The sequence below is a fragment of the Nocardia violaceofusca NBRC 14427 genome (assembly GCF_963869435.1).
Lineage (GTDB): Bacteria > Actinomycetota > Actinomycetes > Mycobacteriales > Mycobacteriaceae > Nocardia > Nocardia aobensis.
In genome coordinates, this window is the sequence record NZ_CAWMPM010000016.1 from 16,960 (window position 1) to 42,678 (window position 25,719).

22 protein-coding genes and 2 pseudogenes are annotated in these 25,719 nt (G+C 65.3%); 8 read left to right on the forward strand and 16 right to left on the reverse strand.

Annotated elements, in window-relative coordinates:
- Window positions 1-16: 16 nt before the first annotated feature.
- The gene (locus tag AC5592_RS15105; protein ID WP_084506697.1) at window positions 17-751 is read right to left on the reverse strand and encodes an alpha/beta hydrolase family protein; all 735 of its coding nucleotides are present in this window, start codon (window positions 749-751) and stop codon (window positions 17-19) included.
- A 113-nt stretch (window positions 752-864) separates the two neighbouring features.
- Between AC5592_RS15105 and AC5592_RS15110 the strand changes: the two genes are divergently transcribed.
- Both AC5592_RS15110 and AC5592_RS15115 read left to right on the forward strand, forming a co-directional pair.
- Window positions 865-1,200, forward strand: a complete 336-nt coding sequence (locus AC5592_RS15110) for a histone-like nucleoid-structuring protein Lsr2 (RefSeq protein ID WP_063064649.1) — start codon at window positions 865-867, stop codon at window positions 1,198-1,200.
- 500 nt (window positions 1,201-1,700) lie between these two features.
- On the forward strand, window positions 1,701-2,786 hold the full coding sequence (locus AC5592_RS15115) for an ISAs1 family transposase (RefSeq protein ID WP_232329363.1): 1,086 nt from the start codon (window positions 1,701-1,703) through the stop codon (window positions 2,784-2,786).
- 435 nt (window positions 2,787-3,221) lie between these two features.
- Here the strand turns inward: AC5592_RS15115 and AC5592_RS15120 are convergent, their stop codons facing one another.
- The 4 genes and pseudogenes from AC5592_RS15120 to AC5592_RS15135 all read right to left on the reverse strand — a co-directional run bounded on the left by AC5592_RS15120 (window position 3,222) and on the right by AC5592_RS15135 (window position 6,759).
- Window positions 3,222-3,896: a tyrosine-type recombinase/integrase gene (locus tag AC5592_RS15120; protein WP_198163839.1), complete on the reverse strand. Its 675-nt coding sequence runs from the start codon at window positions 3,894-3,896 to the stop codon at window positions 3,222-3,224.
- 57 nt (window positions 3,897-3,953) lie between these two features.
- Window positions 3,954-5,095, reverse strand: a protein-coding gene (locus tag AC5592_RS15125; protein ID WP_157121881.1) for an IS3 family transposase whose coding sequence is annotated in 2 segments (ribosomal slippage) — window positions 3,954-4,828 and window positions 4,828-5,095 — 1,143 coding nt in all. Because the reading frame shifts where the segments join, the coding sequence is not laid out codon by codon here.
- Window positions 5,096-5,184: 89 nt separating this feature from the next.
- A pseudogene (locus AC5592_RS15130) lies at window positions 5,185-5,346 on the reverse strand (alpha/beta fold hydrolase); the annotation flags it as partial.
- 411 nt (window positions 5,347-5,757) lie between these two features.
- A complete protein-coding gene (locus tag AC5592_RS15135; protein ID WP_063064552.1) occupies window positions 5,758-6,759 on the reverse strand; it encodes an NADP-dependent oxidoreductase in 1,002 nt (333 codons plus the stop codon).
- Between the two features lie 198 nt (window positions 6,760-6,957).
- Between AC5592_RS15135 and AC5592_RS15140 the strand changes: the two genes are divergently transcribed.
- Window positions 6,958-7,851, forward strand: a complete 894-nt coding sequence (locus AC5592_RS15140; RefSeq protein WP_063064651.1) for an SDR family oxidoreductase — start codon at window positions 6,958-6,960, stop codon at window positions 7,849-7,851.
- 145 nt (window positions 7,852-7,996) lie between these two features.
- On the opposite strand, the gene AC5592_RS15145 is transcribed toward AC5592_RS15140, so the two are convergent.
- Window positions 7,997-8,659 (reverse strand): TetR/AcrR family transcriptional regulator, encoded by a 663-nt coding sequence (locus tag AC5592_RS15145; RefSeq protein ID WP_371507219.1) that lies wholly within the window; start codon window positions 8,657-8,659, stop codon window positions 7,997-7,999.
- Between the two features lie 210 nt (window positions 8,660-8,869).
- On the opposite strand from AC5592_RS15145, the gene AC5592_RS15150 reads away from it, so the two are divergent.
- The 3 genes from AC5592_RS15150 to AC5592_RS15160 are packed head-to-tail and all read left to right on the forward strand — an operon-like array spanning window position 8,870 to window position 12,350.
- The gene (locus tag AC5592_RS15150; protein ID WP_063064554.1) at window positions 8,870-9,835 is read left to right on the forward strand and encodes an enoyl-CoA hydratase/isomerase family protein; all 966 of its coding nucleotides are present in this window, start codon (window positions 8,870-8,872) and stop codon (window positions 9,833-9,835) included.
- A gap of 8 nt (window positions 9,836-9,843) precedes the next feature.
- On the forward strand, window positions 9,844-10,791 hold the full coding sequence (locus AC5592_RS15155; RefSeq protein WP_063064555.1) for an alpha/beta hydrolase: 948 nt from the start codon (window positions 9,844-9,846) through the stop codon (window positions 10,789-10,791).
- Window positions 10,792-10,802: 11 nt separating this feature from the next.
- A complete protein-coding gene (locus AC5592_RS15160; RefSeq protein ID WP_063064556.1) occupies window positions 10,803-12,350 on the forward strand; it encodes a class I adenylate-forming enzyme family protein in 1,548 nt (515 codons plus the stop codon).
- Between the two features lie 56 nt (window positions 12,351-12,406).
- On the opposite strand, the gene AC5592_RS15165 is transcribed toward AC5592_RS15160, so the two are convergent.
- The gene (locus tag AC5592_RS15165; RefSeq protein WP_036502184.1) at window positions 12,407-12,994 is read right to left on the reverse strand and encodes a TetR family transcriptional regulator; all 588 of its coding nucleotides are present in this window, start codon (window positions 12,992-12,994) and stop codon (window positions 12,407-12,409) included.
- A gap of 221 nt (window positions 12,995-13,215) precedes the next feature.
- Here AC5592_RS15165 and AC5592_RS15170 point away from each other — a divergent pair, with 221 nt between their 5' ends.
- Complete coding sequence (locus AC5592_RS15170; RefSeq protein ID WP_036502185.1) at window positions 13,216-13,917, forward strand: SDR family oxidoreductase; 702 nt, start codon at window positions 13,216-13,218, stop codon at window positions 13,915-13,917.
- Window positions 13,918-13,980: 63 nt separating this feature from the next.
- Entirely contained in the window at window positions 13,981-14,817 is an 837-nt protein-coding gene (locus tag AC5592_RS15175; RefSeq protein ID WP_063064557.1) for an alpha/beta fold hydrolase, read from the forward strand.
- 10 nt (window positions 14,818-14,827) lie between these two features.
- Here AC5592_RS15175 and AC5592_RS15180 read toward each other — a convergent pair.
- The 9 genes and pseudogenes from AC5592_RS15180 to AC5592_RS15220 form a co-directional block, all read right to left on the reverse strand.
- Window positions 14,828-15,147 (reverse strand): annotated as a pseudogene (locus AC5592_RS15180) (thiolase family protein); the annotation flags it as partial.
- A 177-nt stretch (window positions 15,148-15,324) separates the two neighbouring features.
- Complete coding sequence (locus AC5592_RS15185; RefSeq protein WP_063064559.1) at window positions 15,325-17,451, reverse strand: acetate--CoA ligase family protein; 2,127 nt, start codon at window positions 17,449-17,451, stop codon at window positions 15,325-15,327.
- 73 nt (window positions 17,452-17,524) lie between these two features.
- On the reverse strand, window positions 17,525-18,667 hold the full coding sequence (locus AC5592_RS15190; protein WP_063064560.1) for an acyl-CoA dehydrogenase family protein: 1,143 nt from the start codon (window positions 18,665-18,667) through the stop codon (window positions 17,525-17,527).
- Window positions 18,668-19,105: a Zn-ribbon domain-containing OB-fold protein gene (locus AC5592_RS15195; RefSeq protein WP_063064561.1), complete on the reverse strand. Its 438-nt coding sequence runs from the start codon at window positions 19,103-19,105 to the stop codon at window positions 18,668-18,670. It abuts the gene before it with no gap.
- Window positions 19,102-20,265: a thiolase family protein gene (locus AC5592_RS15200; protein WP_063064652.1), complete on the reverse strand. Its 1,164-nt coding sequence runs from the start codon at window positions 20,263-20,265 to the stop codon at window positions 19,102-19,104. The genes AC5592_RS15195 and AC5592_RS15200 overlap by 4 nt, the downstream gene beginning before the upstream one ends.
- An 11-nt stretch (window positions 20,266-20,276) precedes the next feature.
- A complete protein-coding gene (locus AC5592_RS15205; protein ID WP_063064562.1) occupies window positions 20,277-21,536 on the reverse strand; it encodes a cytochrome P450 in 1,260 nt (419 codons plus the stop codon).
- Window positions 21,533-22,990 carry an aldehyde dehydrogenase gene (locus tag AC5592_RS15210; protein ID WP_063064563.1) on the reverse strand — a complete coding sequence of 486 codons (1,458 nt, stop codon included), beginning with the start codon at window positions 22,988-22,990 and terminating at the stop codon, window positions 21,533-21,535. Before AC5592_RS15210 ends, AC5592_RS15205 begins: the two co-directional genes overlap by 4 nt.
- A 44-nt stretch (window positions 22,991-23,034) precedes the next feature.
- Window positions 23,035-24,129, reverse strand: a complete 1,095-nt coding sequence (locus AC5592_RS15215) for an NAD(P)-dependent alcohol dehydrogenase (RefSeq protein ID WP_063064564.1) — start codon at window positions 24,127-24,129, stop codon at window positions 23,035-23,037.
- Between the two features lie 32 nt (window positions 24,130-24,161).
- Entirely contained in the window at window positions 24,162-25,691 is a 1,530-nt protein-coding gene (locus tag AC5592_RS15220) for an acyl-CoA synthetase (protein WP_063064565.1), read from the reverse strand.
- Window positions 25,692-25,719: the final 28 nt, after the last annotated feature.

Genomic DNA, 25,719 nt, shown 5'->3' on the forward strand with positions numbered 1-25,719 from the left:
CTCACGCTCCGCGCATCTACGGATTCGGGGCTGCCGCCGATGCGGCGTTGGTCACCGAGTTGTCGGCTCGATTCTCAATGAGCCAGTGACCACTCGAACTCACCTGGATCGCGGTATCGAACTGGTCGGCGACCCAGTCGGCGATGAAGTCGACTGTGGCCGACATGTTGTCTGCGGCGCAGTGTTCGACTCCCCCATCGTCGAGTGTCATGATTTTCAGCTGACGGTGAGGCGAATTGACGGCCGCGTCGTACTGCTTCTGCGCCATGGCCGGCGACACCTGGCGATCGTTCGCACCGTGGACCACCAGGAACGGGACCTCGATCTTCGCGCTGGCCTCGGCCATCGTCAACGAAGCGGCGAACTCGTCCATCGAGCTCTTCCCGAAGACCCACATCACGTGTTCCCAGAAATGCGGGACCGACGGCTCGGCGGTTCCTCTGCGTTCGCGCTCGCGGCGGGTGCGCTGCAACTCGCCCCAGTCGTAGATGGCACCCCATGCGGCGCAGAGTCCGAATCGCGGTTCGAAGGCGGCGCCGCGGGGCGCGAAGTAGCCGCCGAGCGACCAGCCGCCGACTCCGATCCGTTCCGCGTCGCAATCGGATCGCGCGGCAAGGTAGTCGACGCAGGCGGATCCGTATCGCTCGGCCTCGGCGATGCCGGTTATCCCGCGTAGTCGCAGTGTTTCCCCGCTGCTGGGCTGATCGATGATGAGCGTGGAGATGCCGCGCTTGCGATACTCCCGGGCCAGGCCGGTGCCGTAGAAACCGGTCGGCCCGGCAAATCAGCGAAGGGTGGCTCGACCTAAGCTTGCCAGTTAGTTAGTTCCGCAACGTGTTTCGACAAAGTATGGAGGACTGCCGCGTGGCAAAGAAGGTCATCGTCGAGCTGATCGACGACTTCGACGGCAAATCGAAAGCCGAAGAGACGGTCTCGTTCAGCCTCGACGGCGTCGAATACGAGATCGATCTCTCGAACAAGAACGCCCGCAAGCTCCGTAGCGCGTTCGAGCAGTGGACAGGCCCCGCCCGCAAGGTCGGCCGAATTCCCCGCGGCAAGGCGAAGACGACTACGCGGGCCACGGCCGACAAGCAGAAGACGGGCGCAATTCGCGAATGGGCGAAAAACAACGGCTACAACGTTTCCAGCCGCGGACGAATCCAAGCCGACATCATCGAGGCATACAACAAGGCAAGCTAGGCCTGGCACGGCACGCCTCCCGACCGCCCCTCCTCCCGCCTCGACCCGCTCGGTGACGCCGGCGTGCACATGCCTTCCGCCAGCGCAACCTTCGAAGAGCACGATCTGGCAAACCACGGAATACCGAGGTCCACTGGACTCGCACAAACCCGGTGTGCTGTCACGTCGATCTATGAAGAGAACTGATTTGCAGTTTGGTTGCTGGTCAAAAATTCGGTCGGCGTGTCGCGATTCGACACGCCGACCAGTCCACGCGCAATCACGAGTCCAGGGGTCCGGCAAAGTCTGCCTGCGAAGGCTGACCTGTGGTTTGTATGGGTTTTGCCCGACACGCCCTGGAAAGAATTGGATGGCGGTCACGGCGGCACTCGAGAAGATCGACTCTTCCACAAGTGCGTCATCCGGAGTGTCCGCCGTGCCCGTGCCATCATCCCCCATTGCCGTTCCGGCCGTCGACTTGCCTTGCGAGGGGGGGTGAATCGGACCGTTTGCCTGCTGCGGTGAGTTTGCTGGAGGTGTTGGGCGAGGTCACCGATCCGCGGGCTCGTCGCGGTGTGCGGTATTCGGCGCAGGCGATTCTGGCGGCCGCGCTGGCGGCCGTTGTCGCGGGTGCTCGCTCGTTGACCGCGATCGGTCAATGGGTCGGCGAAGCGCCCGCGGCGGTGTTGTCGGAGTTGGGGTTCGGCGCCTCGGTGCCGGTGGAATCGACGATCCGCCGGTTGCTTCAAGCGGTGGATGCCGACGCGTTGGACAAGGCGATCGGGGCATGGATGTGGCAGCAGACCGCCACCGTGCACGGTCGCCGCGTGGTGTCCTTCGATGGCAAATCACTGCGCGGTTCCCGCGACGGCCAGGGCGGCCGGGCCAGACACCTGCTGTCCGGGGTCTGCCAACACCTCGGAGTGATCCTGGGACAGATGGAAGTCGACGGCAAGACCAACGAAATCCCTTTGCTGCGTGAACTTCTCGCCGGCATCGACATCGACGGGATGCTCGTCACCGCCGACGCTCTGCACACCAACCGCGACACCGCCACCTACATCACCGATCTCGGCGGCCACTATCTGCTCACGGTCAAGGACAACCAGCCGAAACTGCGCAAGACGCTCAAGCGGCTGCCGTGGCACTCGGTGCGCACCGGCGATCGCGCACGCTCACGCGGGCACGGCCGTCACGAAACCCGCACTCTCAAAGCCCTCGAGATCGGTCCGGACATCGGGTTCCCCGGCGCACGGCTGGCATTGAAGATCACGCGTCGGCGCGTCGATGCCCGGACACGGAAATTCGCGAGCGCGACGATCTACGCGATCACCAGCCTGTCCGCCGCCGAGGCCACGCCCCGCCAGTTAGCCGCCTGGTTGCAAGGACATTGGCATATCGAGAACCGGGTGCACTGCGTCCGCGACGTCACCTTCGACGAGGACCGCAGCCGGGTCCGCACCGGCGCCAGCCCACAAGTGATGGCCACTCTGCGAAACACGGCAATCGGTCTGTTACGGATCCAGGGCCACCACAACATAGCCGGAGGACTCCGCTACCACTCCTACCAGCACGAACGCCCACTCAAACTGCTCAAAAGTTGCTAAAACAGACTTTGCCGGAGCCCTGTCACGAGTCGCCCGACCGCGGTCCACCATGGTCGACGCGTGTTCTGCACGCCTTGGTGGCCGCGCCCTAACCCGCGACACCGCTTGCGACGCGTGGCCCCGACGAGTGTTCATCGTCGAGCGTTTCGATGCCTCTAGTAGGGAGCAGATCGCCATAGTACCCCGTAGGGGTATCTACGCCGTCCCGTCATTCTCTCGTAACTCAATGGGACGCGATGGGAATCACCAGGTCAAGACGGGGATCGTCTCAGGCCGGATTTCAGGCGATAGCAGACTCGAAACCGCCTCTCACCAGGCATTTCTTCGAAGCTCGCCAAGCATGAAGCTGATTATCGGGCGTAGCTTGTAGAACGCCTGGTGAGAGGTTGTTTTCGGGGTCAGGAGACGGCCGCTGTCCCGTCTCCGTCCCGTCTCTCACCGAAATCGGGGTCGATTTTTCCCGGTACCCCGGGGGGTTACCGTTCTCCGAGGTGAAGATGTCGTCGATCGCGGAGACGGTGTGGAGTCGTGGTCGGGCCACAGATGCGTGTAGACCTGGAGAGTCACGTTCGCGCTCGCGTGGCCCAAGCGCATCTGCACGGTCTTGACCGACGCGCCCTTGGCGATCAGCGCCGAGGCGTAGAAGTGCCGCAAATCGTGCCAGGTGAACCCTTTCGGAACGCCTGCCTTAACGGCGATCTCGCGAAATCGCAGCCCCATTCCGTCGGCAGACCACGGGCGCCCCACTCTGGTGTAGAACAGCAGATCGTTCCTGCCTCGCTCAACCGTGGCGAGGAAGGAACTGAGTTCACGATGCGCTTCCGCGGGCAATGGCACGCTGCGCTTGCTCCGCGGAGTCTTCAACCGCGCCGTCGGTGCCTTTCCACGAAAGTGGTTGGCCTGCTGGACCACATACACCTTCCTGCCCAGGAAGTCGATGTCGCACACTCTCAGTCCAGCAACCTCACTCGGGCGCAGGCCAGTTTGGGCGGTCAGCAGCATCATGCATCCGGTCTGCCGATTCGAGCACTGAATCAGCGAGCGGATCTGCTCGACCGTCAACACTTCAGCGGGCGTCTTCTCCGCGTCGGGGCGAGCCGGTCGCTCCACTGGCCAGTCCCCGATAATGCGACCACCCGGTAGTAGAGCCCGGGTTGTTTCCTCGGTTCAGTTGATCCCGCAGTCCACCGGGTGGTGGGTGTGGTTGCAGGCCGCAGCGCACTCGGCCGGCGTCCGGTAGCCCAGCGCTGAATGCCGGTGCCGAAGGTTGTGGTCGGATTTGAAGTCACCGATAACCACGCGGGCCTCGAGCAGGGAGGTCCAGTGGTTGCGGTTGAGGCACTCGGCGCGCAACCGGCGGTTGAACGATTCGATGTAGCCGTTGTTCCAGGGTGTGCCGGGTGGGATGTAGGTGATTCCGATCCTGTTGGCGCAAAAGCGGTGCAGCGCTGTGGAAATCATTTCCGGGCCGTTGTCGCATCGCAGCACCTTCGGGACGCCCCGAGCAGCGAACACCCGCGCGAGTTCGGCGAGGAGTCTCTCCCCGGTGATCGAACGTTCCACCAGGTGCAGCAGCGACTCCCGGGTGTGTTCATCGACCATCGACGCGATCTTCACCGCCCGACCATCGACCGTGGAATCGAACTGGAAATCCAACGCCCACACCGTCTTCGGTGCGTCAGCGACAACCGCCGGCACCGATGAGGACCCGACGCGTTTGCGCCGGTGATGCGTTCGCACCTGCAGGCCCTCCTGTTTCCACAACCTGTGGACCCGTTTGCGGTTGACCCGGTGGCCTTCGTCGAACCGCAACGCCGCCCACGCCCGACGGAACCCGTGACAGGGGTTCTTGCGCGCGTACTCGCGCAGCCAAGCCCTGGCACCGGCATCGGGATCATCCGGGGTTTGGCCGAGTGGCAGCCGCCGGAACGTGGACCGATGGACCCCGACGACCTTGCAGGCGAATCGTTCGGACATGCCCTTGACCTGCAAGAGCATGTCCACCGCCCGCCGCTTGGCCGCCGGGCCTCGAAGTTTCCCCGCGCGATCTCCCGCAACGCGTCTTTCTCGAGTTCGGCATCGGCCAGCAGCCGCTCGAGCCTCGCGTTCTGCGCGCGCAGTTCCTTGAGCTCTTTGGCGGCGTCGGTGTCCATCCCGCCGTACTGGCGCCGCCAGTTGTACAACGTCGCTGCCGAGATCCCCAGGTCGGCGGCGATCTCCTCACCCGAGGCGCCCGCGGCGGCCAGTTCGTCGGCGCGGCGCAGCTTCCGCACGATCTCTTCGGCGGAATGCCGCTTACGTCCTGCCATGGTTCTCAGTGTCCCTTCTGGCCCCTTACCAGGGCCAACAGGACTCTAAATCCGGGCGGTCGCATTCACCGGGGACGGGCCAGCTGTTCTGCAATCCCGTCGACTACACGGGGGTCCCAATCGTCGAGCACCGCGGTGAAGTGATGCAGGAAAACAACCGGGACTCCCGATTGGGGCCCAAGTTCACGGTAGGCGAACGATACGCCGCCGACGTCGAGAAGTTGGGTCGGCGCGTTCTTCCAGGTCGTCATGATGTCTTCCTTTCGTGAAGGGCGACTGGGTGGTCATTGCATTATGCTCGTACTTTCATTTTTACGTAAACAAGACTCGGTCGAACGCGGTGTTCGTTCGAGCCGCTCATATGTGCCGCAAGGGCACGCGATTCCAGCATCGACTCCGAATGCGACCGCACCAGAACACTTTTCACCATGCATGCAGCGAGCAGAACGCCTTCGCAGGAATCCCGCTCAGCCCCATCAGCCAGAGGTCACACCCAAAGGAACAATCGTTCGTACGGCAGGCGTCGCAGCGGCAAGCGCTCCTCGATTGCATCGTGAATGATGAATTCGATTGCACACCAACGCTTTCGCACCAATCGCCACCAATGGGCATGCCGCCGCGGTCGTGGCCGCATAGTCGAAGGCCATGTCGCCCAGCCAACCTCAGTCGAGGGTCACGACGACCTTGCCGGCCTTGGCTTTGCCGCTCTCGACATAGGCGAGTGCTTCGGGGGTCCTGTCGAACGGGAAGGTCGAGTCGAGGACCGGACGCAGATGGCCGGCGTCGTAGAGGGCGGCAAGCTCGCGCAGCTGCGCACCGTCGGCTCGCATGAAGAAGAACGAGTAGCCCACACCGAGCTTGAACGCGGCACGCCGGACCTTGCGGCTCAAAATCCACGTCACGAGCTCGAAGGGTTTGGGGGCGCCCAGCTGCCGGGGGAATCCGGCGTCGGGCGGTCCGGCGACGCCGATCGCCCGGGCTCCGGGCCGGAGCACGGTGAGCGACTTCATGAGGTTCTCACCACCGAGGGAGTCCACAACGAGGTCGTAGTCGGAGAGAACCTGGGAGAAGTCCTGTTCGGTGTAGTCGACGACGATGTCGGCTCCGAGGCTGCGGACGAGCTTTTCATTGGCTCCGTTTGCGGTGGTCGCGACATGTGCGCCGAGGTATTTGGCCAGCTGGATCACGGTGGATCCGAGCCCGCCCGCGCCGGCGTGCACGAGAACCTTCTGCCCTGGCTTCACCTTCGCCTTCTCGACCAAGATCTGCCACGCTGCCAGCGCGACCAGTGGAACCGCCGCAGCCTCGTGCAGGGTCAGTGAGGCGGGCTTGAGTGCGACGTCGTCCTGGTCGATCGCGATGTATTCGGCGAAGGTGCCGATCCGCAGGTCTCGGGGGCGCGCATACACCTGGTCGCCAACCGTGAAGTCGCGGACACCCGCACCGACCCGGGTCACCACTCCGGCGACGTCGTGGCCGAGCACGAACGGGCGTTTGTACTTCAGGAGCTGTTCGAACTCTCCGTCGCGGACCATCTTGTCCAGCGGATTGATACTGGCGGCAGCGACTTCGACCAGGACATCACCGTCGCCGACTTTCGGCACGGGTACCTCGGCGGCGCGAAGACCGTCCTTGCCGTAACGCTCTACTACGAATGCCTTCATGCCTGCTCACTTTCATCGGATATTCGACTGGAGGCATCGGACCCGCCGAGGAGAAGACACCGATGCTCGGCACCCAACAGATCAACCATAACTTCGTTATCTTCCGGTCGCAAGGTCGGCCGCGAAGCACCCCTTCACTCGCGGCAGACGTCGGAGACAATCCTTGCCAGGTAGCTATAACGAAGTTATCGTATGCGGATGCAACGAAGCTTGGCAGGTCGACGACTGGTGGTAACCGGAGCCGCACGAGGCATCGGAGAGAAGGTGGCGCGCATTGCCGCCGCCCGGGGCGCCCGAGTGGCGCTGATCGGACTCGAGCCCGACCGCTTGCGCGCGATCGCCGGCGACCTCGGGCCCACAGCATCCTGGCGTGAGGCCGACGTGCGCGACAGCGCGGCGCTGCGGTCGGCGATCGACGACTGCGCCGAAATCATGGGCGGTATCGATTACCTGGTCGCCAATGCCGGAATCGCCGCGTACGGGACGGTGCGGCAACTGGATGAAACAATGTTCGACCGCGTCGTCGACATCAACCTCAACGGCGTGTTCCGCACTCTCAAGCATGCGACGCCGCATCTGGAACGCACCCGCGGGCACGTGCTGGTGGTGGCCTCCGCGCTGTCGTTTCTCCCATTACCCGCCATGGCTTCCTACAGCGCGAGCAAGGCAGGCGTCGAAATGCTCGCCCTGGCCTACCGGCAGGAGGTGGCGCACCTCGGTATCACCGCCGGCGTCGTCCATCCGTCGTGGATCGACACCGACCTCGTCCGAGGGGCGGACGCGGATCTTCCGTCGTTCATGGAAATGCGCAGCCGGCTGCCTTATCCGGGCAACGTCACCACGAGCGTCGACGATGCGGCCGGCGCGATCGTCGACGCGCTCGCGCGGCGCCGCAGCCGGGTGTATGTCCCGCGCGCGGTCGGCGTGGCCAATTGGGCCAAGGGCGTGGTGAATTCGCCACTTGCCTGGCCTTGGGCCCGACGCTTCGCAGCCAAAGCCGTTCCGACGCTGGAGCAGGAGATCGACGCACTGGGCAGGCAGAATCAACTGGTGCCCGGTCTCGGCAAGAAGCCGCCTGCCACGACGAAGTAGGAGCACGCACACCGCTGCTTCGCGCCGGCGGGCCCGGCACGGGTCATGCCGCCGGCGGCGCGATCACTACGCTGCCGCTATCTCGGTTCGCCCCACCACGGCAGATCCCAGGTAGCCGCAGCACACCCCGGCCCGCCGAATCCGCTCATCGAGAGGAAGCAGAGTCGGTCGCGCCGTAGAGCCGCAGGGCCCTTTCATGTGAAGCCTGGGCGGTGGCCCGGTCGTCTCCGAGGCCGACGACGAGATTCACACCCATCGGTGCCATCACCTGCCTCACCGCGTCGTCGAAGTCGGCGAAATGCTCGCCCAGCTCGAGCGTGATGTAACCGTGGACGAAACTCCACAGTTGAGCAGCGATGACTTCGGGGTCCTGCGCATCGATCCGGCCCGACTCGACCAGCCGGGCACACGACTCGATCATGTGCGCGTGGGCCTCGCGGAACGCCGGCAAGCGGCCACTGAGGCGAAGGTCGGCCTCCCCCATGGGCCTATATGTCGCCCGGGTGGACAGACCGAACATCAGATCGTAGAGGTGCGGATTCTGCCGTGCGACCCGACGGCACGCCAATGCCATCGCAAACAGATCAGCGACCGCGTCGTCGGTCACCGGCAGGCGAGAAAACGCTCCGTCGAGTTCCTTGAAACCCCGGTCGACGACTGCGCGAACGAGTTCGGGAATGCCGCCGAAGTGGCTGTACACCACCATGGTCGACAGGCCGGCCGCGGTGGCCACCGTCCGCGCCTTGACGGCGGACGGCCCCTGCTCGGCGAGCAGCTCGATGGTCACGTTGATCAGCCGCTCCGGCACGGTTTCCGCGGTCGTATCCGCTGACATCTCGCTCATGTCCCTCACTCGACTCCACGGGCGCCCGGCGACTCGCAGGAGCATTGCCCCGCTGCGATAGCCCTTGCCACACACTCGGTAACTTCGTTATGCTAGCTGATAACTTCGTTATTCAGCTGCGGTCCAGCGTCCGTCCAGCACGCCGACTCACCCCCACCACGGAAGCAGAATCCGATGCGACTTCACAGCAAAGGCCATTTAGAGATCGAGGACCGGGGCCCCGTTCTGATTGCAAGGGTCGACGGCGGCCCGCACGGTTTGTTCGGTCTGGAGATCTCCAACCAACTGGAGCAGTTGGTAGACCGGGCCGATCACGATCCGAACGTCCACGCCGTCGTATTCACCGGAACCCACCCCGACCGGTTCGTCAGTCACGCCGATGTGCGGTGGCTGCAAGAAGGCGGCGCCGCGGTGCCCGCGGTCAACCGACTCGGCGCCTCCGTCCTCGCACGTACCGCCAAGAATGTGGACCGGGCCCGCCTGGGCCCCTTGGTGAACCGTACCCCGATGGGGCCCGCGGTCGAACTCGAGCGCCTGCACTCGACATTCCTTCGAATGAACCGCAGCGGGGTCATCTACGTCGCCGCCCTCAACGGCTCGGCTCTCGGTCTCGGCGCGGAATTCGCGTGGGCCAACGACCTTCGCGTGATGGCCGACGGCGACTTCTGCATCGGCCAACCCGAGGTACTGCTCGGCATCATGCCCGGCGGCGGCGGCAGCCAGCGGTTGACTCGACTGATCGGCACCCACAAGTCCCTGGTCGCGATTCTCGAGGGCAAACCGTTCACCCCCGCCCAGGCTCTGGCCAACGGGGCCGTCGACGAGGTGGTCCCCCAGGACGAAGTCGTCACCAGGGCAGTGGAACTCGCGACACATTTCGGGGCACGAACGAAGAAATCGGTCGAGGCCATCAAACGCGCGGTGTATTTCGGCGGCTCGATGTCACTGACCGACGGACTCCACGTCGAGCGCACCGAGTTCCTCGGCACCGCGCTGTCGAAGCAGGGACAACAGCTGATGCTCGACTACATGGACAGCACCGAAGCTACCGGCGAACTCCCCCTCTACAACCCCGATATCTACCAGCAAGCGCTGAAGCTGGGTACTGTGCCCGGACCTCGCTCGACGAGTGGACGGTGAGATCCGCGATGGCCGCAAAAAAGTCCTTCACCCGCCAAGACGTCTATTTCTCCTCCGGAGACACCACCTGTGCGGCATGGCTCTACCTTCCGACCGGCGTTACCTCGCCTCCGGTCGCCGTCCTCGGCCACGGCCTCGGCGCGACGCGGGAGATGCGCCTGGACGCCTTCGCCGAACGCTTCGCCACGGCCGGAATCGCCTGTCTGGTCTTCACGTACCGGCACTTCGGCGACAGCGGCGGCCAACCCCGCCAACTCCTGTCGATCACACGACAGCTCGCGGATTGGGATGCCGCCATCGAGTACGTGAAAGCTCGCCGGGACCTCGACACCACACGAATCGCGGTGTGGGGCAGCTCCTTCGGCGGCGGCCACGCGATCACGGTGGCATCGCGACACCCCGAACTGCGAGCGGCCGTGGCCCAGTGCCCGTTCACCGACGGGTTGGCCTCCGCTCTCGCGCTGGGCCCGATCGCCTCGCTGGAGCTGATGCCGGTCCTCGCGCGAGACCTGGCCGCCGCGGCCACCGGACGCGCACCGGTGACGTTGCCGCTGGCCGCACCCCCCGGATCGCCGGCCTTGATGAGCGCCCCGGACGCCCTCCCCGGCTATCGAGCCCTGATCCCCGAGGGAACGACCTTTGTCAACGAGGCCGCGGCGCGGGTGATTCCGAGCATCGCCGCCTATCGGCCCGGCCGTTCGGCGAAAAAGGTCACGATGCCGATCTTGTTCTGTGTCAGCAACAACGACACCGTCACCCCACCCGCGCAGACCCTCCGATACGCGAAGACCGCGCCGCGAGGCGAAGTCAAGACCTACGACGCCGGTCATTTCGACTTCTACCTCGGCGACGCATTCGAGGCGTTGGTCACCGACCAAATCGAATTCCTGACCCGGCACCTCGGTGCGCAACCGGCCCCCTCGTCTCCCGCATCGGACCGTCTCACATCGAAATAGATAGGCCCGCGATGAATTTTGCCTCACTACCCGACCGCCGCGCTGAACTGGCTCCGGACGGTCCCGCGATCGCCGATGGGTCGCAGTCGCTCACCAACGCTCAACTGCTGGATCGTGTCCGCGCGGCGGCCCACCACCTTCGCAGGCTCGGGATAGGCCAGGATGATGTCGTCGCGCTGCGGTTGAGAAACCGCGCGGAGTTCGTCGTGCTGTTGTTCGCGGCCTGGCGGCTGGGCGCCACGATCACTCCGGTCAATCCGAGCCTGACCGATATCGAAGTTGTTCGACAGCTCGATGACTGCGGCGCTCGGCTGGTGGTGGTCGACGAGGGCGTAGCTGCTGCAGGCGACGCCCCAACCCTCGCCGTCGGCGACCTCGAGAGCGCCTCATCGGGTCTTCCTGGCACACAACGACGTTCGGCCACGCTGGACCGTTTCTATCGAACTGTGGTCGAACGGATCGAACAGCCGCGAGTGGACTCCTCCACCCTGGCCTTGCTCATCTACACCAGCGGCACGACCGGGGTGCCGAAAGGGGTGATGCTCGATCACGCCAACCTCGACGCCATGGCGGCCATGGGAGTGCAAGCCCTGCAACTGGAACCAGCAGACCGATGCTTGCTGATCCTGCCGCTGTTCCACGTCAACGGCATCGTGGTCAGCATCCTCGCGCCGCTGCTCGCCGGCGCCGCAGTCGTGATCGCCGGCCGGTTCGATCCCCGCTCGTTCTTCGACATCGTGGAACGCGAGCGACCCACCTTCTTCAGCGCGGTACCGACGATCTACAGCATGCTCGCCGCGCTCCCCGACCACGTCCGGCCCGATACCTCGTCGCTGCGTTTCGGAATCTGCGGCGCGGCACCGGCTTCGGCCGAACTGCTGACCCGCTTCGAAGCACGCTACGGGTTCCCACTGATCGAAGGCTACGGCCTGTCCGAAGGAACTTGCGGCTCCACCCTCAATCCCCTCTCAGGACCTCGGCGCCCCGGCATCGCGGGAATTCCCTTCCCGGGGCAGGAGATTCGGATCATCGACGACTCCGGCGCAGAGGTGGCGCCAGGGGTGAACGGGGAAATCACCGTGCGCGGCCGCAACGTCATGCGTGGCTATCTCGGGCGGCCGGACGATACCGCGCGCGCTATCGTCGACGGCTGGCTGCACACCGGCGACATCGGTCATGTCGACGAAGACGGCTACCTGACCCTGGTCGGACGCTCCAAGGACATGATCATCCGCGGCGGAGAAAACATCTACCCCAAGGAAATCGAAGACGTCCTGACCCGCGACCCTTCGGTGCTCGAAGCGGCCGTAATCGGCATACCAGACGAAAAGTGGGGAGAAGTCGTCGTCGCCTACGTCCAGCCACGACCGGGCTCGACCATCGACCCCACCGCGTTGAAAGCCGTCTGCGACCGCCACCTCACCCCGTACAAACGCCCGACCTCGTTCATCGTGGCGGTCACCATCCCCAAGAACGCTGTCGGCAAGATCGACAAGGTCGCGCTCCGGAACGCCCACACCTCCGAAGGACTACGCCGCAACCACGTTGCACAGTCGTGAGGACGGGCCCCATCCCTCACACAGCGCTCGCGGCGCGAAGGCATTTTCGATATCTATCAGTTGTGTCGTCGATCGGCATTCACGATCGCCAGTACGTCTCGAACAGCCCGTTCCAGTACCTCGTCCGCGAGTTGTCGATCGCTGAGGGCGCGCGACAGTTGCAGTGCGCCCACCATCATCGCAAAGACGCTGAGCACCTGGACGCGTACCGATGCCGGATCGTGTGGGGCGAGCAGAACAGCGATGTCATCGGCAATCGCCAGCATCCCGGTGGTGTAGGCCTGCTTTGTCCGATCCGCGCAGCGTCCGATCTCGTCGAGTAGAGCGGCCGACGGGCAGCCGTCTTCGGGGGTGTCGCGATGCGCCGGCGACAGATAGGAACGCACGAACCGTTCGAGTCCGTCCCGATCGCGAACCTCGGCATCTACGGCGGCGCGTTGCTCATCCAGCTGAGCTGCGACCGCGTTCGCGATCAGGTCCTCCTTCGATTCGAAGTGAGCGTAGAACGCGCCGTTGGTCAGCCCGGCGTCTTTCATCAGCGTGGCGACGCCGGAGCCGTCGAGCCCGTCCCGCTTGAACCGGCGACCGGCGGCCTCGACGATCCGGCGCCTGGTCGCCGCCTTGTGCTCGCTTGCGTATCTCATCTGACAACTCCTTTACCGCGGCAAGGCCGTCAACCGCCGAGCGTTCCCGATCCATGATATTATGATCGTAATTCAATTTGCCGGTCGGTCCGGCGCTCACGATATCCAGCGGCATCCGACACACCGGTCCGCACGCTCGCGGAATCTCGTTCCGAGCGATCCTGAGCGCGGCCTGTAGACAACCCATATTCGCACCAGGCCAGTACAGTTAGGAGTCGGTAATGACCGCAATCGAAGGTGCCGTCGTCTTTGTCACCGGAGGCAGCCGAGGAATCGGCAAAGCGCTGGTGGAGAACCTCTACCAGCGCGGTGCGAGCAAGGTCTACGCCACCGCCCGCAACCCGCGGACCGTGACCCATCCCGACGCCGTCCCGGTCGCCCTCGAAGTCACCGACCTCGCCTCGGTCACCGCCGCCGCCGACCTGGCCCCCGACGTCACGATCCTGATCAACAACGCCGGCGTCTCGGTCGGCGCCTCCTTCCTCGGATCTCCGATCGACGACATCCGCCGCGAATTCGACACCAATTTCTACGGCCCACTACTCGTCACCCGCGCCTTCGCACCCACCATCGAACGCAACGGCGGCGGGCACATCCTCAATGTCCACTCGGTACTTTCCTGGCTCGCCGTCGGCGGCTCCTACAGCGCGTCCAAAGCCGCGCTGTGGTCGCAAACCAACTCCCTGCGCCTGGAATTGCAGCCACACGGCATCGCGGTCACCGGACTACATGTCGGCTATGTCGACACCGACCTCACCGCAGGCATCCAAGCACCCAAAACCAGCGCAGCCGAAGTCGCCGCACTCGCACTCGACGGCATCGAAACCGGAGCCCACGAGGTGCTCGCCGACGATATCTCCCGCCACGTCAAGGCCGGGCTCGCCGCCGACATCACCACCCAATACCCACAACTGGCCAACTGAGCCCGGCACCGGCTACCGCGTCCCCCCACGCCATCAGGTGCGCGAAACCCTCGAGGAGAAACCGTGAACGCACCCTACAAAGACACACCGACCAGGTTCGTCGACGTCGACGGCAGGACCTTCGCCTACCGGCGACTCGGACCCGACACCGGCGTGCCGGTGATCTTCCTCAACCACCTGGCAGCGGTTCTGGACAACTGGGATCCCCGAGTCGTCGACGGAATCGCCGCCCGGCACCGGGTCATCACCTTCGACAACGCGGGCGTGGGGGCGTCGAAAGGCGCCACACCAACCTCGGTCACCGCCATGGCCCACGATGCGGTCGCGTTCATCCGAGCACTCGGATTCACACAGGTGGATCTCCTCGGCTTCTCCCTGGGCGGATTCGTTTCGCAGGTGATCGCCCAGCACAACCCGCAACTCGTCCGAAAGATCATCCTCGCCGGCACCGGACCGGCCGGCGGCACCGGCATCGACAAGGTCACACGAGTCACATTGTTCGATATCGCAAGAGCCACAATGACTTTCAAAGACCCGAAGGAATACCTGTTCTTCACCCGGACCGCGAACGGGAAAGCAGCAGCCCGGCAATTCGTGCAACGACTGAAGGAACGCAAGCACGATCGAGACAAGTCGATCTCGCCACTGGCTTTCCGGGCTCAGCTCAAAGCCATCCACGCGTGGGGCCGACAAGAGCCTTCCAACCTGTCCACGATCCACCAGGCCGTCCTGGTGGTCAACGGCGACCACGACCGGATGGTCCCCAGCAACAACACCGTCGACCTGGCGCACCGACTTCCCAACAGCCGGCTCCGACTGTACGAGGACGCCGGACACGGCGGCATCTTCCAATACCACGACCAATTCGTCACACACGCGCTCGAGTTCCTGGAACAGTAGACCCGCCGTGGACCTCGGCGTCGAAGAGTCCGTTGATCCACGCCTTGGCCGCCAACTGATGCGAACGCAGCGCGAACTCGTCCGGTTCGGCGCGGGAAATGTCGCCGAGCACGTCGGTCTTGTAGCCTGCGTGCGAACCGGGCAACAAGTGCGGCGCCCGCTCATCGACCCCATGTCCCCGGCAACCACCTCACACGCCCCGGACCGGACGAACTGGTCGGCCAGGACGATCACCTCGATCCCCGACAGGCACACCTTGTTGACATTCAACGCCGGCGTGCTCATCGGAATCCCCGCACCGGCGGCCGCCAGCCGCGCCGGTATCTGTCCGGGGAAGTGTGGACGCTGGTGGTGGTGACGTTGAGGAAGGCACTCACTTTGTCGATGCCGCCGGATTCGGAGGTGACGACGGTCGATGGGGTGGCGTGGGAGGTCCACTGCAGCGGCTGGTAGCGGTCGATCGGTCTCGACCGCCGCAGCCTGTGCGCGAATTTCCCGGGGGTGATGTCAGGCGTCGTGCTTCCAGCTGACCAGGGCGTCCAGAGCTTCCACCACGGCGCCTGCCACTCGCAAGGGATTGATCTCCAATGATTCGAAGTTCTCCCCCAATGTCTCGGCGAGCGCACCGATTCGGGAGATCACCTCGGCGAGGGCGTCGAGATCGGCGGGTTCCGCGCCGCGCGCACCCTGCAGCAGCGGTAGGCCACGCAACTCCCCGAGGAGACGACGGGCCTTCGCCGGGGTGACGGGTAGGGGTGTCAGGGCCGAGTCGCGTAGGACTTCGACGAACACTCCGCCGAGTGCGACCGCGAGCATCGGGCCCCAGTGTGGGTCACGCACCACGCCGACGAGCAGTTCCACACCGCCCGAACGCATCGGCGATACCAGCACACCCTCGATCCGGGCATCCGGAACCGCTTCGGCCGCCGCGACAACCGCCCGGTATGCCTTACGGACCTCCGCGTCGCCGATCACTCCGAGGCGCACGCCGCCAATGTCGCTCTTGTGCAAGATATCCGGCGACACGATCTTCACCGCCACAGCTCCGTCGAACTCGGCCGCCGCGGCGACGGCGTCGTCCGGGGAGTCGACCAGACGGCCCGGGACCACCGGAATGCCTGCGTCGGAGAGCAATCGGCGGGCCGATTCTTCCGACCACGGTCCCCGCCTGTCTCGGATCGTTGGCACTACCGGCGGCGCGTCGAGTGTTCGCGGGCCGTTCAGATCCCTGGTCGTCTCCGACCACCAGCCGATGTTGCGCAACGCGACCACGGCCTGCTTCAGTCCTGGCACGGCATAAGGAATCCCGGCCTCGGCCATGACTCGACGGGTGTAGTCGGTGATCGGCTGGACCACCTGGCTGACATAGACGACGGGTCCGGCGGCCTTGCCGATGCCGGCACCGATGGCGTTGGCCGCCACCTGGGCCGAGTACGGCTTGTCACCGCCCTGCCAGGGCAGGCTGTTGATCACCGCGACCACCCCGACGGACGGGTCGGTGGACATGGCCTCGATGCAGTGGGTGAACATGCCGGGATCGATGATCGCCGCGCCAGTGACGTCCAGCGGATTCTGCACGGTCCCGTACTCGGGCAGGATCTCGGTCAGCCGCGCCACCGTGGTCTCGGCGATGGCGGGCAGCGGCGCGCCGATCTCTTCGGCGCGGTCGGCCAGAATGTCGCATGCCCCACCGGAAATCGACACCACACCGATCCCCGGCCGCGCCAAGCGTCCGAGGTGCGCGGCGGCGCCGGCGGTGATGAGCATGTCCTCGACAGAGTCGACCCGGATGACGCCGAGGTCGCCGAATATCGCATCGATCGTGGCGTCGTCCCCGACCAGCGCGCCGGTGTGCGCCGCCGCAGTCCGTGCGGAGAGTTCGCTGCTGCCCGCCTTGAGCACCACCACAGCCTTGCCGGCTTCGGCGGCCCGGCGGGCGGCTGCGCGGAACACCTCCGGATCGCGGATGGCCTCCATGAAGATCGCCACCGCCCGGGTGTGCTCATCGTCCACGAGGTAGTCCAGCACATGTCCGGCCGTGATCATCGCCTCGTTGCCGAGGGTGACCAGGTAGGACAGTCCGATATTGGTCATGGTCGCGAAGTCCACCATGGCGCTGCAACTGGCCCCGCTCTGTGACAGCAGCGCCACCGGCCCGGACTCACGCGGCAGGCCGGGGATCGACGCGACCGGCACCTGATCGGCGAAGTTGGCGAAGCCGAGGTGGTTCGGCCCCAGCAACAGCATGTCCAGGGATTCGGCGTGGGCGACGAGTTCGGTCTGCGCGCGCCGACCGGCGGCACCCGCCTCCCCATAACCGGACGAAAGCACTACCGCGTTGCGGATCCCGGCCGCGGCCGCATCGGTGAGCGCATCCAGCATGCCTGCCTGCGGCACCATCATGAACGCGACATCGACAGGTTCGCCGATCGCGGCGCACGAGGTGACCGTGGGGCGCCGATGTGTTTCCACGCCGCGACGGTTGACCAGGAACACACGGTCGCCGTGGCCGGCCTTCAGCAGATTGCGGTACGCCGTATGGGAGAACCCCGACTTGTCCGACGCACCGACCAGCGCGACGCTGCTCGGCCGGAACAACGACGCCAGCCGTTCGGGTGTGATTTGTGGGGTCATCTCGATTCCTTCGTCGGAAGTACAAGGCGTGCGGGGACGCCATCGATCGGGATCCTCTGAGCCATCTGCGATCTCAAAGCCCGTAGGACTTGGCGATGATGTCGCGCTGAACCTCGGAGACGCCGCCGCCGATCGTGATCGCGATCGCCTGTCGAACCTGGCGCTCCATTCCGAACTCGACGGCATATCCGGCGCCGCCCATCAGCTGCATCGCTTCGAGGGTGGCGCGCTTGGCGAGCTCCGCAGCCTGCACCTTGGCCATCGAAGCCTCACGCGGCAAGGGCTTTTCCGGGTTCTCGTCAACGATGTGCGCGATTCCGTAGACCAGGTGCCGGGTCGATTCGATCGCGGTGGCGAGATCCGCGATGCGGTGGCGCACGGCTTGGAAGCTGCCGATCGTGCGTCCGAACTGCTTGCGCTCCTTGACATATGCCAGCGCATCGTCGAAGGCGCGCTGCGCGCGGCCCAGGCCCTGCGCCGCGCAGAGCAGTCGTTCGTGATTGAGCCCCGCCATCAGCTGCCGCCAGCCGTCGCCGGGGGTACCCAGGAGTCGATCGGCCGGAACCCGGACATCGGTGAAGAAGACCTCGTTCACCTCGCTACCACCCATGGTTTCGATCGCCCGAATCGTCAGGCCGGGTGTCGAGGTCGGCACGCTGATCATGCTCAGGCCCTCGTGCCGGATGCTCGCCGGATCGGTCCGGCACACGACGAGCAGATGATCCGCGACGTGCGCCGCTGTGGTCCACATCTTTTGCCCGTTGATCACATAGTCGTCACCGGACAGCACGGCCCGTGTGGATAGATTGGCGACGTCGGATCCCGCTTCCGGCTCGCTCATGGCGATGGCCTCGACCCGGCCCGCGCAGATGCCGCCCAGGATTTCCTGCTTCTGAGCCGCGGTGCCGAACCGCTCGTAGGGACTCGCCACGATCATGCTGACGCCGAGCCCCGCGATCGGAAGCAAACCGCGGTTGACCTCCTCGATCAGCAGGCAGAGCTCGACAGCGCCCCCGCCCCCGCCGCCGTGCGCTTCCGAGATGCCGACGCCGACATATCCCAGCTCGGCGAGCTTCTCGTGGAGATCGGGATTGTGCCCGCGGAAGCGTTCGTCGGAGAGCGCGGTGAGCTGCTCCCGGGTGCCGGCCTCTCGATCGGCGAAGGCGCGAAGCGCTGTGGCGAACGCGCGCTGTTCTTCCGTCAGGATCAACGACACCTAGACCACCACCGGACTCGAACACATCGGGGCGAAAACTGGATACGAGTCGCCCTCTTCGGGATGCACGAACGCGACGGTCAGGGGTAACCCCGCACGCAACCGGTCGGGTTCGATACCGATGATGCGCGCATTGATCCAAGGCCCCTCGGATAGTTCGATCAGTCCTACCGGGAAGGGCACCTGGTCCGCGAAGGCCGGATGCGGCGGATGGTGGACCACCGACCATGAGATCAGCTCACCTGAACCGGATGCCTGGTGCCACTCCAGGTTCGAGCTTCCACACGCGCAAGTGCGTAATTCCGGCGCGAGCAGATGACCACAATCGGAGCACTCGAGGATGAGCAGACGTTCGTCCGCGGTGGCATCGAAGAACACGGCGCTGCGCTCGTCGCGCACGACCGTGGGACCGGAGATCTGTGTGGTCAAGGTTGTCACGCCCCCTTCAAGACGAGAGTCGAATGGTGATCGAGGACGCCGCCGTTGCCGCTCACCATGATCACGTCGCGTTTACCGACCTGGCGCTCGCCCGCGTGGCCGCGCCCTTGGATGACGGCTTCGGTGAGAGGCGTCATGCCCCACAGGTAGTACGACGACAACTGCCCGCCACCGGTATTCACCGGCAAGGCGCCTCCCGGCCCGAGCCGCCCGTCGGCGACGAAGGCGCCGCCCTCACCCTTCGCGCAGAACCCGTAGTCCTCCAAGGTGATCAGGACTGTGAAGGTGTAGCAGTCGTAGAGCTCGAGGAGGTCGACGTCGTCGACGCAGACCCCGGCCATCTTCAGTGCGATCGGGCCAGAAATTGTTGCGCCCGTGCGCAACCCGAACTCCGAACCCCGCTCGGCGAGCTGTCCGGGATGACCCTGACCCCAGCCGAGGATGTCGACCGGCGGCTGCGCGAGGTCTCGTGCCCGATCCGCGGTGGTGACGATCACCGCCGCCCCGCCGTTGGAGACGAGACAGCAGTCGAGCAGATGCAGGGGGTCGGCGATCCAGCGAGAATTCTGGTGATCCGCCAAGGTGATCGGATCACGCAGCTGGGCAGGTGGATTCAGTTCCGCCCAGGAACGCTGTGCGACCGCTATGTGCCCGAGCTGTGCACTGGTGGTTCCGTAGGTCTCCATGTGTCGGCGGGTGGCGAGCGCGTATCTGGCATTCGCGTTGGTGATGCCGCTGGCGATGTTGTAGCTCGCGAAGCCGGTGGCCGGTTTGCGGCCGCGTCCGGTATAGGCCGCGCCCGCAGACAGTTTGGGTTGCAATGGCGCGTCGGCGAAAACACAGGCCACGGTCTCGGCCATACCGCTCGTCACCGCGGCCGCCGCGTACGTCAGCATCGATCCCGCGGTGGCACCGTAGGCGTTCATTTCGGTGAGCAGTCGCAGATCGCGCAATCCGAGAACATTGGCCAGGGAGATACCGAGATCGCGCCGCAGACCACTGGAAACCAGCAATCCGTCGATGTCTGTCGTCCGCAATCCCGCGTCGGCGGCAGCGCGGCGCACCGCGTCGGCGGCGAAGTCGGTGGCGCTGCGGCCGTAGACCTTGCCGACCTCGGTGATGCCGAGGCCGGCAATGGACGCCCCGCTCGAATCCTTCACGTCCCACTCCTTCACGTGCCGAACACGCACGGCATCGCGCGGACGCCATGAATGAAATCGCCGACGAGATACTCGGGTGTACCGGCCTGAATGTCCGGAATATTGCGCAGCAGTTCGGAGAACAGCGCCCGCAGTTGACTCTTCGCGACATGATTGCCGAGGCAAAAGTGGTTGCCACCGCCGCCGAAACCCAAGTGGGGGTTCGGATTACGACTCAGGTCGAGCCGATCGGGCTCGGAAAAGACCGAGGTGTCCCAATTGGCGGAGGGATAGACCATGACCACCTTTTCACCGGCCTCGATCATCTGGCCGCCCAGTTCGTAGTCGGCGACGGCGGTGCGGCGGAACGTCATCACAGGCGTGGCCCAGCGCACGAATTCCTCGACGGCAGTGGGGATCCGGCCGTCGAGGTCGGCCATCAGCCACTCCCGTTGCTCCGGAAAGTCGGTCAGCGCCCGCAGGGCATGGCTGGTCGTCTGCCGGGTGGTGTCGTTGCCCGCGACGCACAGCAGAACGAAGAACGCGGCGATCTCCTTGTCGGTGAGCCGCTCCCCGTCGATCTCCGCCTGCACGAGGTTGGTCATGAGGTCGTCTTCGGGATGGACTCTCCGCTGTTCGGCCATCTCGAGCGCCAGCTGGTGCAGGTATACGGTCTGGACCATGAGCAGCGTGAGCGGGTCACGCCCGGCCAGGTGAACCTCATCTGTCAGTGATACGAGGTCGTTGGCGGCCTCGGCCGCTTCCAGACGGCGATCTTCCGGGATACCGACCATATCCGCCAGGGTGCGCAACGGCAGCAGACTGGAACAGTGGCGCACGAAATCCACCCCGCTGCCGGCCTCGGCCAGTTCGCGCACAATGGTTGCGGCATTGGTCTTGATCTGGACCTCGATGCGCTTGACCTGCCTCGGGGTGAAGGCCGCGCTGACCAGTTTGCGAATCTTGGTGTGCCGCGGCGGATCCATGGCGAGAAAGGACTGGGTGGCTTCGAGTGCTTCCTCGGGCATGTCTTCGAACATCACGCCCTTGCCGGAGATGAAGACATCATGGTTGCGGCTGACTTCGACGATGTCGCGATGACGCACGACCGCCCAGAAGCCCACGGCGTCCGGGTTCCGCAGCAGCGACTCCGGGGGGCGCTGCCAGCTGACGGGGCGTTGCTCGCGCAGGACCGCGAAGCTCCGCTCGCGATCGGCTGCGGTGGTGGACCAGAATGCGCGCGTGGACAGGTCGATCGCGTCGTACGGGCGAGTAGAGATGAGAGGGTTCATCGTGCGGTCTCCCGCGGAGATAGATAGATCGACTTCAGTTCGACATAGGCGTTCAGCCCCTCCGGGCCGAATTCCCGACCGAGTCCACTGGCTTTCACGCCGCCGAAGGGCGCACCGATATCGAGGTTGTAGAAATTCACTCCGATAGACCCGGTCTCGACCCGCCGCGCCACCTCGACCCCCTTCTCGGGGTCGGAGGTCCAAATCGTGCCGCCGAGACCGTATTCGGAGTCGTTGGCGATCGCCACGGCCTCGTCGATGTCGCCGTAGGGGATCACCGTCAGCACCGGGCCGAAGATCTCCTCGCGGGCGATCACCGAACTGTTGTCCACGTCGGCGAAGACCGTGGGCTCGACGAACCAGCCCTGGTCTCGGTCGGGTCGTCCACCCCCCGCCGCGATCCGGGCACCCGATGCCTTCCCCGCGGCGATATAGGACTCCACCCGGTCGCGCTGCCGGCTGCTCACCAACGGACCGACATGGGTGGCCGGATCCATGGGATCGCCGACGGTGAATGTGGTGGCGAGCCCGGCGACCGCATCGACGACTTCCCGATACCTGCTGTGCGGGGCGAGGATTCGGGTGGACAAGTAGCAGGTCTGCCCATTGTTGAGCAGCGAACTCGTCGCCAGGCCGGTGATCGTAGCGGCGAGATCCGCGTCGTCGAGGACGATCGCCGCGGACTTGCCGCCGAGTTCCAGGGTGACCGGCCGCAATAGGCGGCCGCATACTTCGCCGATGCGGCGGCCTGCCGCGGTGGAGCCGGTGAAGGCGACCTTGTCCACTCCCGGATGCGCGACGAGGTGCTCGCCGACGTCGACACCACCGGTAACCACGTTGAGCACCCCCGCGGGCAACCCCGCCCGCTCGGCGGCGGCCGCGAGTTCGAATGCGTCCAAGGAGGTTTCGGGCGCCGGCTTGAGCACCACGGTGCATCCCGCGGCCAAGGCGGGCGCCACCTTGGCCATGGTCAGCGCCTGCGGGAAGTTCCATGGCACGATCGCCGCGACCACGCCGACCGGCTGGCGCCGGACCAGCGTGTCGCCCAGGCCGTCGGCACGCGGCCGGCGTTCCTCGATGGCGATGGTCCGGGCCAGGGCAGCGCAGTACCGCAGCAGTCCGATCGGCCCTGCGCCTTCGGCGAAGGTCGCCACCGCGATCGGCATCCCGTTCTGCCGGGTGGTCAGCGCCGCACGATCGGCGAGAGTCTTCTGCAACTCGTCGGCCAGGCGCTCCAGCATTGCGGCCCGGTCCTCGGCGATGAGCCCGGCCCATTCGGGCGCTGCCAGCGCGCCGCGCGCCGCGGCGACCGCGCGGTCCACATCTGCGGGACCGGCGGCCGGCACGGTGCCGAAACGTTGCTCGTCGGTGGGGGAAATGACGGCGATCGGTGTGGTTTCGCCAATCGGCCGGACCCAGGTCCCGCCGATGAAGAAGGAGTCGTGTTCAGGCATGCTGAGCTTCCTTTGTGATCGAATCCGCTGTTCTGCAGTAGCTCTCAGGCGGGAATCAGTACCGGTTTGACAACGGCGCCGGACAGGGTCGCCTGTTCCGCCTCGTTGATGCGGTCGAGGGGGAAGCTCTGGATGAGCCGGTCGAACGGGAACAGGCCCTGCTCCCACAGCGCGATCAGCTGTGGGATGAAAACCTGTGGGACGGCGCTGCCCTCGATGATCCCGGTGACGGTACGGCCGACGGCCAAGTCCGACGGGTCGATCACCAGATCACCGCGCTGGATGCCCACCAGACCGCAGGTTCCGGTGGACCGCAGTGCCCGGATCGCGGTGGAGATCACCGCAGGGAGGCCGGTGGTGTCGAGGCTGTAATGCGCGCCGCCGCAGGTGGCCTCCTGTATGGCCGCAGCCAGCTTCTCATCGGCGCCGTCGAACGCATGCGTGGCGCCCAACTCCCGAGCCAGTTCCAGTCGATCAGGATTGAGGTCGACAGCGACAATGGTGGCCGCACCGGCCACCTTTGCCGCCATCACCGCGCTCAGACCGACACCGCCCGCCCCGAACACCACGATGCTCGACGCGGCCCGGACTCCGAGTGACAGCAGAACCGAACCGGCGCCGGTCTGGACGCCGCAGCCCAGTGGGCCGAGGAGTTCCAACGGCAGATCCTTGGAGACCCGCACGGCGTTGCGGGCCGATGCCAGCGCATGGGTAGCGAAGGACGACTGGCCGAACCAGCGGGACGCGACCGGCTTGTCGTCTGCGTCGGTGACGGGAGTGGAACCGTCGATGCCGAGCCCGACGAGGTTTCTGGCGAGGAAGGTGTCGCAGTAGGCGGACTGCGCGGACTGGCAGTTGGTGCACGTCCGGCAGGAGTCGAAGGACAGCACGACGTGGTCGCCGAGTTCGAGGCCGGTCACGCCGGAGCCGAGGGCCTCGACCACTCCGGAGCCTTCGTGCCCGGTGATGATCGGCGGTTTCGCGACGTAGTTCGGTACCCGCGGCAGCAGGTCGCTGTGGCACATCCCGGCACCGGCGATCCGGACGCGGATTTCACCCGGCCCCGGCTCCGCCAGTTCGAGGTCCTCGATCTGGTAAGGCTTGTCGTGGGCGCGCAGCACCGCGGCTTGGATCAGCATTTTCTCTCCTAGGGTGAGTCAGGTGGCCGGGTCTACCGGTAGAGGTCGAGAAGCTTGCCTTTGACAAGCTTTCCGGTGGGTGTGCGCGGTAGATCGCGCGTGAATTCGATGCGACGGGGCACCTTGAAACCGGCGACCCGTTCGCGGAGATAGCTCTGCAGCTCATCCGCCAGCTCCGGACCGGAGTCGGACTGCTCGACGGGTTGGACGATCGCCAGGACGGATTCGCCCATCTCCGGATCGGGTACACCGATCACGGCGACGTCGAAAACCTTGGGGTGCAAAGCGAGTGAGTTCTCTATCTCCTGCGGATAGATGTTCACCCCACCGGAGATGATCATGAATGCCCGACGGTCGGTGAGGAACAGGTAGCCCTCATCGTCCACATAGCCCAGGTCGCCAGTGGTGGTCCAGGTCGAATGAACCGGATGCCTTGTGCGCGCGGACTTCTCGGGGTCGTTGTGGTAGACGAACGGCGGTGTATCGCGCTCGAAGTAGATCGTCCCGGTATTGCCCGTCGCCAGCACGGTGCCGTCGTCGCCACAGACGCGGATGGTTCCGACGCCGGCCCGGCCGACCGAACCGCGCTTACGCAGCCACTCCTCGGTGGAGATGAAGGTGATCCCGTTCCCCTCGGTCGACGAGTAGTACTCGTACAACACCGGCCCCCACCAGTCGATCATCGCCTGCTTCACCTCGACCGGGCAGGGCGCGGCGGCGTGCACGGCGACGCGCAGGCTCGACAGGTCGTACCGGCCGCGGACGCCATCGGGCAGCTTGAGCATGCGCACGAACATCGTTGGGACCCACTGACTGTGGGTCACCCGATATCGCTCGATCATCGCCAGCGCTTCCTCGGCGTCGAAGCGCTCCATGAGCACCACGGTCCCGCCCAGCGCCTGCACCACGCCGCTGAACCGCAGCGGGGCGGCGTGGTAGATCGGGGCCGGGGACAGATACACGCTGTCCTGACCGAAGCCGTACATCTGCCCGAACACCGCGACGTAGCTGTCACCCGGCTCGTGGACCTGGCAGTCGGGCAGCGGTGGTTTGATGCCCTTCGGCCGGCCGGTCGTGCCCGAGGAATAGAGCATGTCGGATCCGCGCGGCTGATCCGGCAACGGTTCCGCCGATGACTTGTCCAGCGCCTCCTCATACGAGTCGTAGCCGCGAACGGATCCGTGATAGGCGAGGCGGACGCGGACATTGGGCGCGCCGCCGGCCACCTGCTCGGCGAGGGTGGCCAGGGACGCTGCCGCGATCAGGACAACGGCGCCGCAGTCGTCGACGATGTAAGCGGCCTCGGCGGGCGTGAGGTGCCAGTTGACGACCGTGATGTACAAGCCGGAACGCATTGCGGCCCAATATATTTCGAAGACCCGAGGATGATTGTCAGCCAAGACCGCGATGTGATCACCGCGGCGCAGCCCGACCTCGTGGAGGAAACGCGCCAACCGTGCCGAATTCTGATCGAGATCCCGATAAGTGAGTGCCTCGCCAGTGGAGGCAAGGACTGCAGCGGGCTTGTCGGGAAATTGAGAAACGTAGGCGCCGGGATACATCTGACTCCCTTGTCGATGACCGTTGAAT

Bases quoted from the DNA above. Each gene is read 5' to 3' on its own strand.
- AC5592_RS15135 (WP_063064552.1), bottom strand. From the start codon at position 6,759: ATGAAGGCATTCGTAGTAGAGCGTTACGGCAAGGACGGTCTTCGCGCC.
- AC5592_RS15140 (WP_063064651.1), top strand. From the start codon at position 6,958: ATGCAACGAAGCTTGGCAGGTCGACGACTGGTGGTAACCGGAGCCGCA.
- AC5592_RS15150 (WP_063064554.1), top strand. From the start codon at position 8,870: ATGCGACTTCACAGCAAAGGCCATTTAGAGATCGAGGACCGGGGCCCC.
- AC5592_RS15155 (WP_063064555.1), top strand. From the start codon at position 9,844: ATGGCCGCAAAAAAGTCCTTCACCCGCCAAGACGTCTATTTCTCCTCC.
- AC5592_RS15160 (WP_063064556.1), top strand. From the start codon at position 10,803: ATGAATTTTGCCTCACTACCCGACCGCCGCGCTGAACTGGCTCCGGAC.
- AC5592_RS15165 (WP_036502184.1), bottom strand. From the start codon at position 12,994: ATGAGATACGCAAGCGAGCACAAGGCGGCGACCAGGCGCCGGATCGTC.
- AC5592_RS15170 (WP_036502185.1), top strand. From the start codon at position 13,216: ATGACCGCAATCGAAGGTGCCGTCGTCTTTGTCACCGGAGGCAGCCGA.
- AC5592_RS15185 (WP_063064559.1), bottom strand. From the start codon at position 17,451: ATGACCCCACAAATCACACCCGAACGGCTGGCGTCGTTGTTCCGGCCG.
- AC5592_RS15205 (WP_063064562.1), bottom strand. From the start codon at position 21,536: ATGAACCCTCTCATCTCTACTCGCCCGTACGACGCGATCGACCTGTCC.
- AC5592_RS15210 (WP_063064563.1), bottom strand. From the start codon at position 22,990: ATGCCTGAACACGACTCCTTCTTCATCGGCGGGACCTGGGTCCGGCCG.
- AC5592_RS15215 (WP_063064564.1), bottom strand. From the start codon at position 24,129: ATGCTGATCCAAGCCGCGGTGCTGCGCGCCCACGACAAGCCTTACCAG.
- AC5592_RS15220 (WP_063064565.1), bottom strand. From the start codon at position 25,691: ATGTATCCCGGCGCCTACGTTTCTCAATTTCCCGACAAGCCCGCTGCA.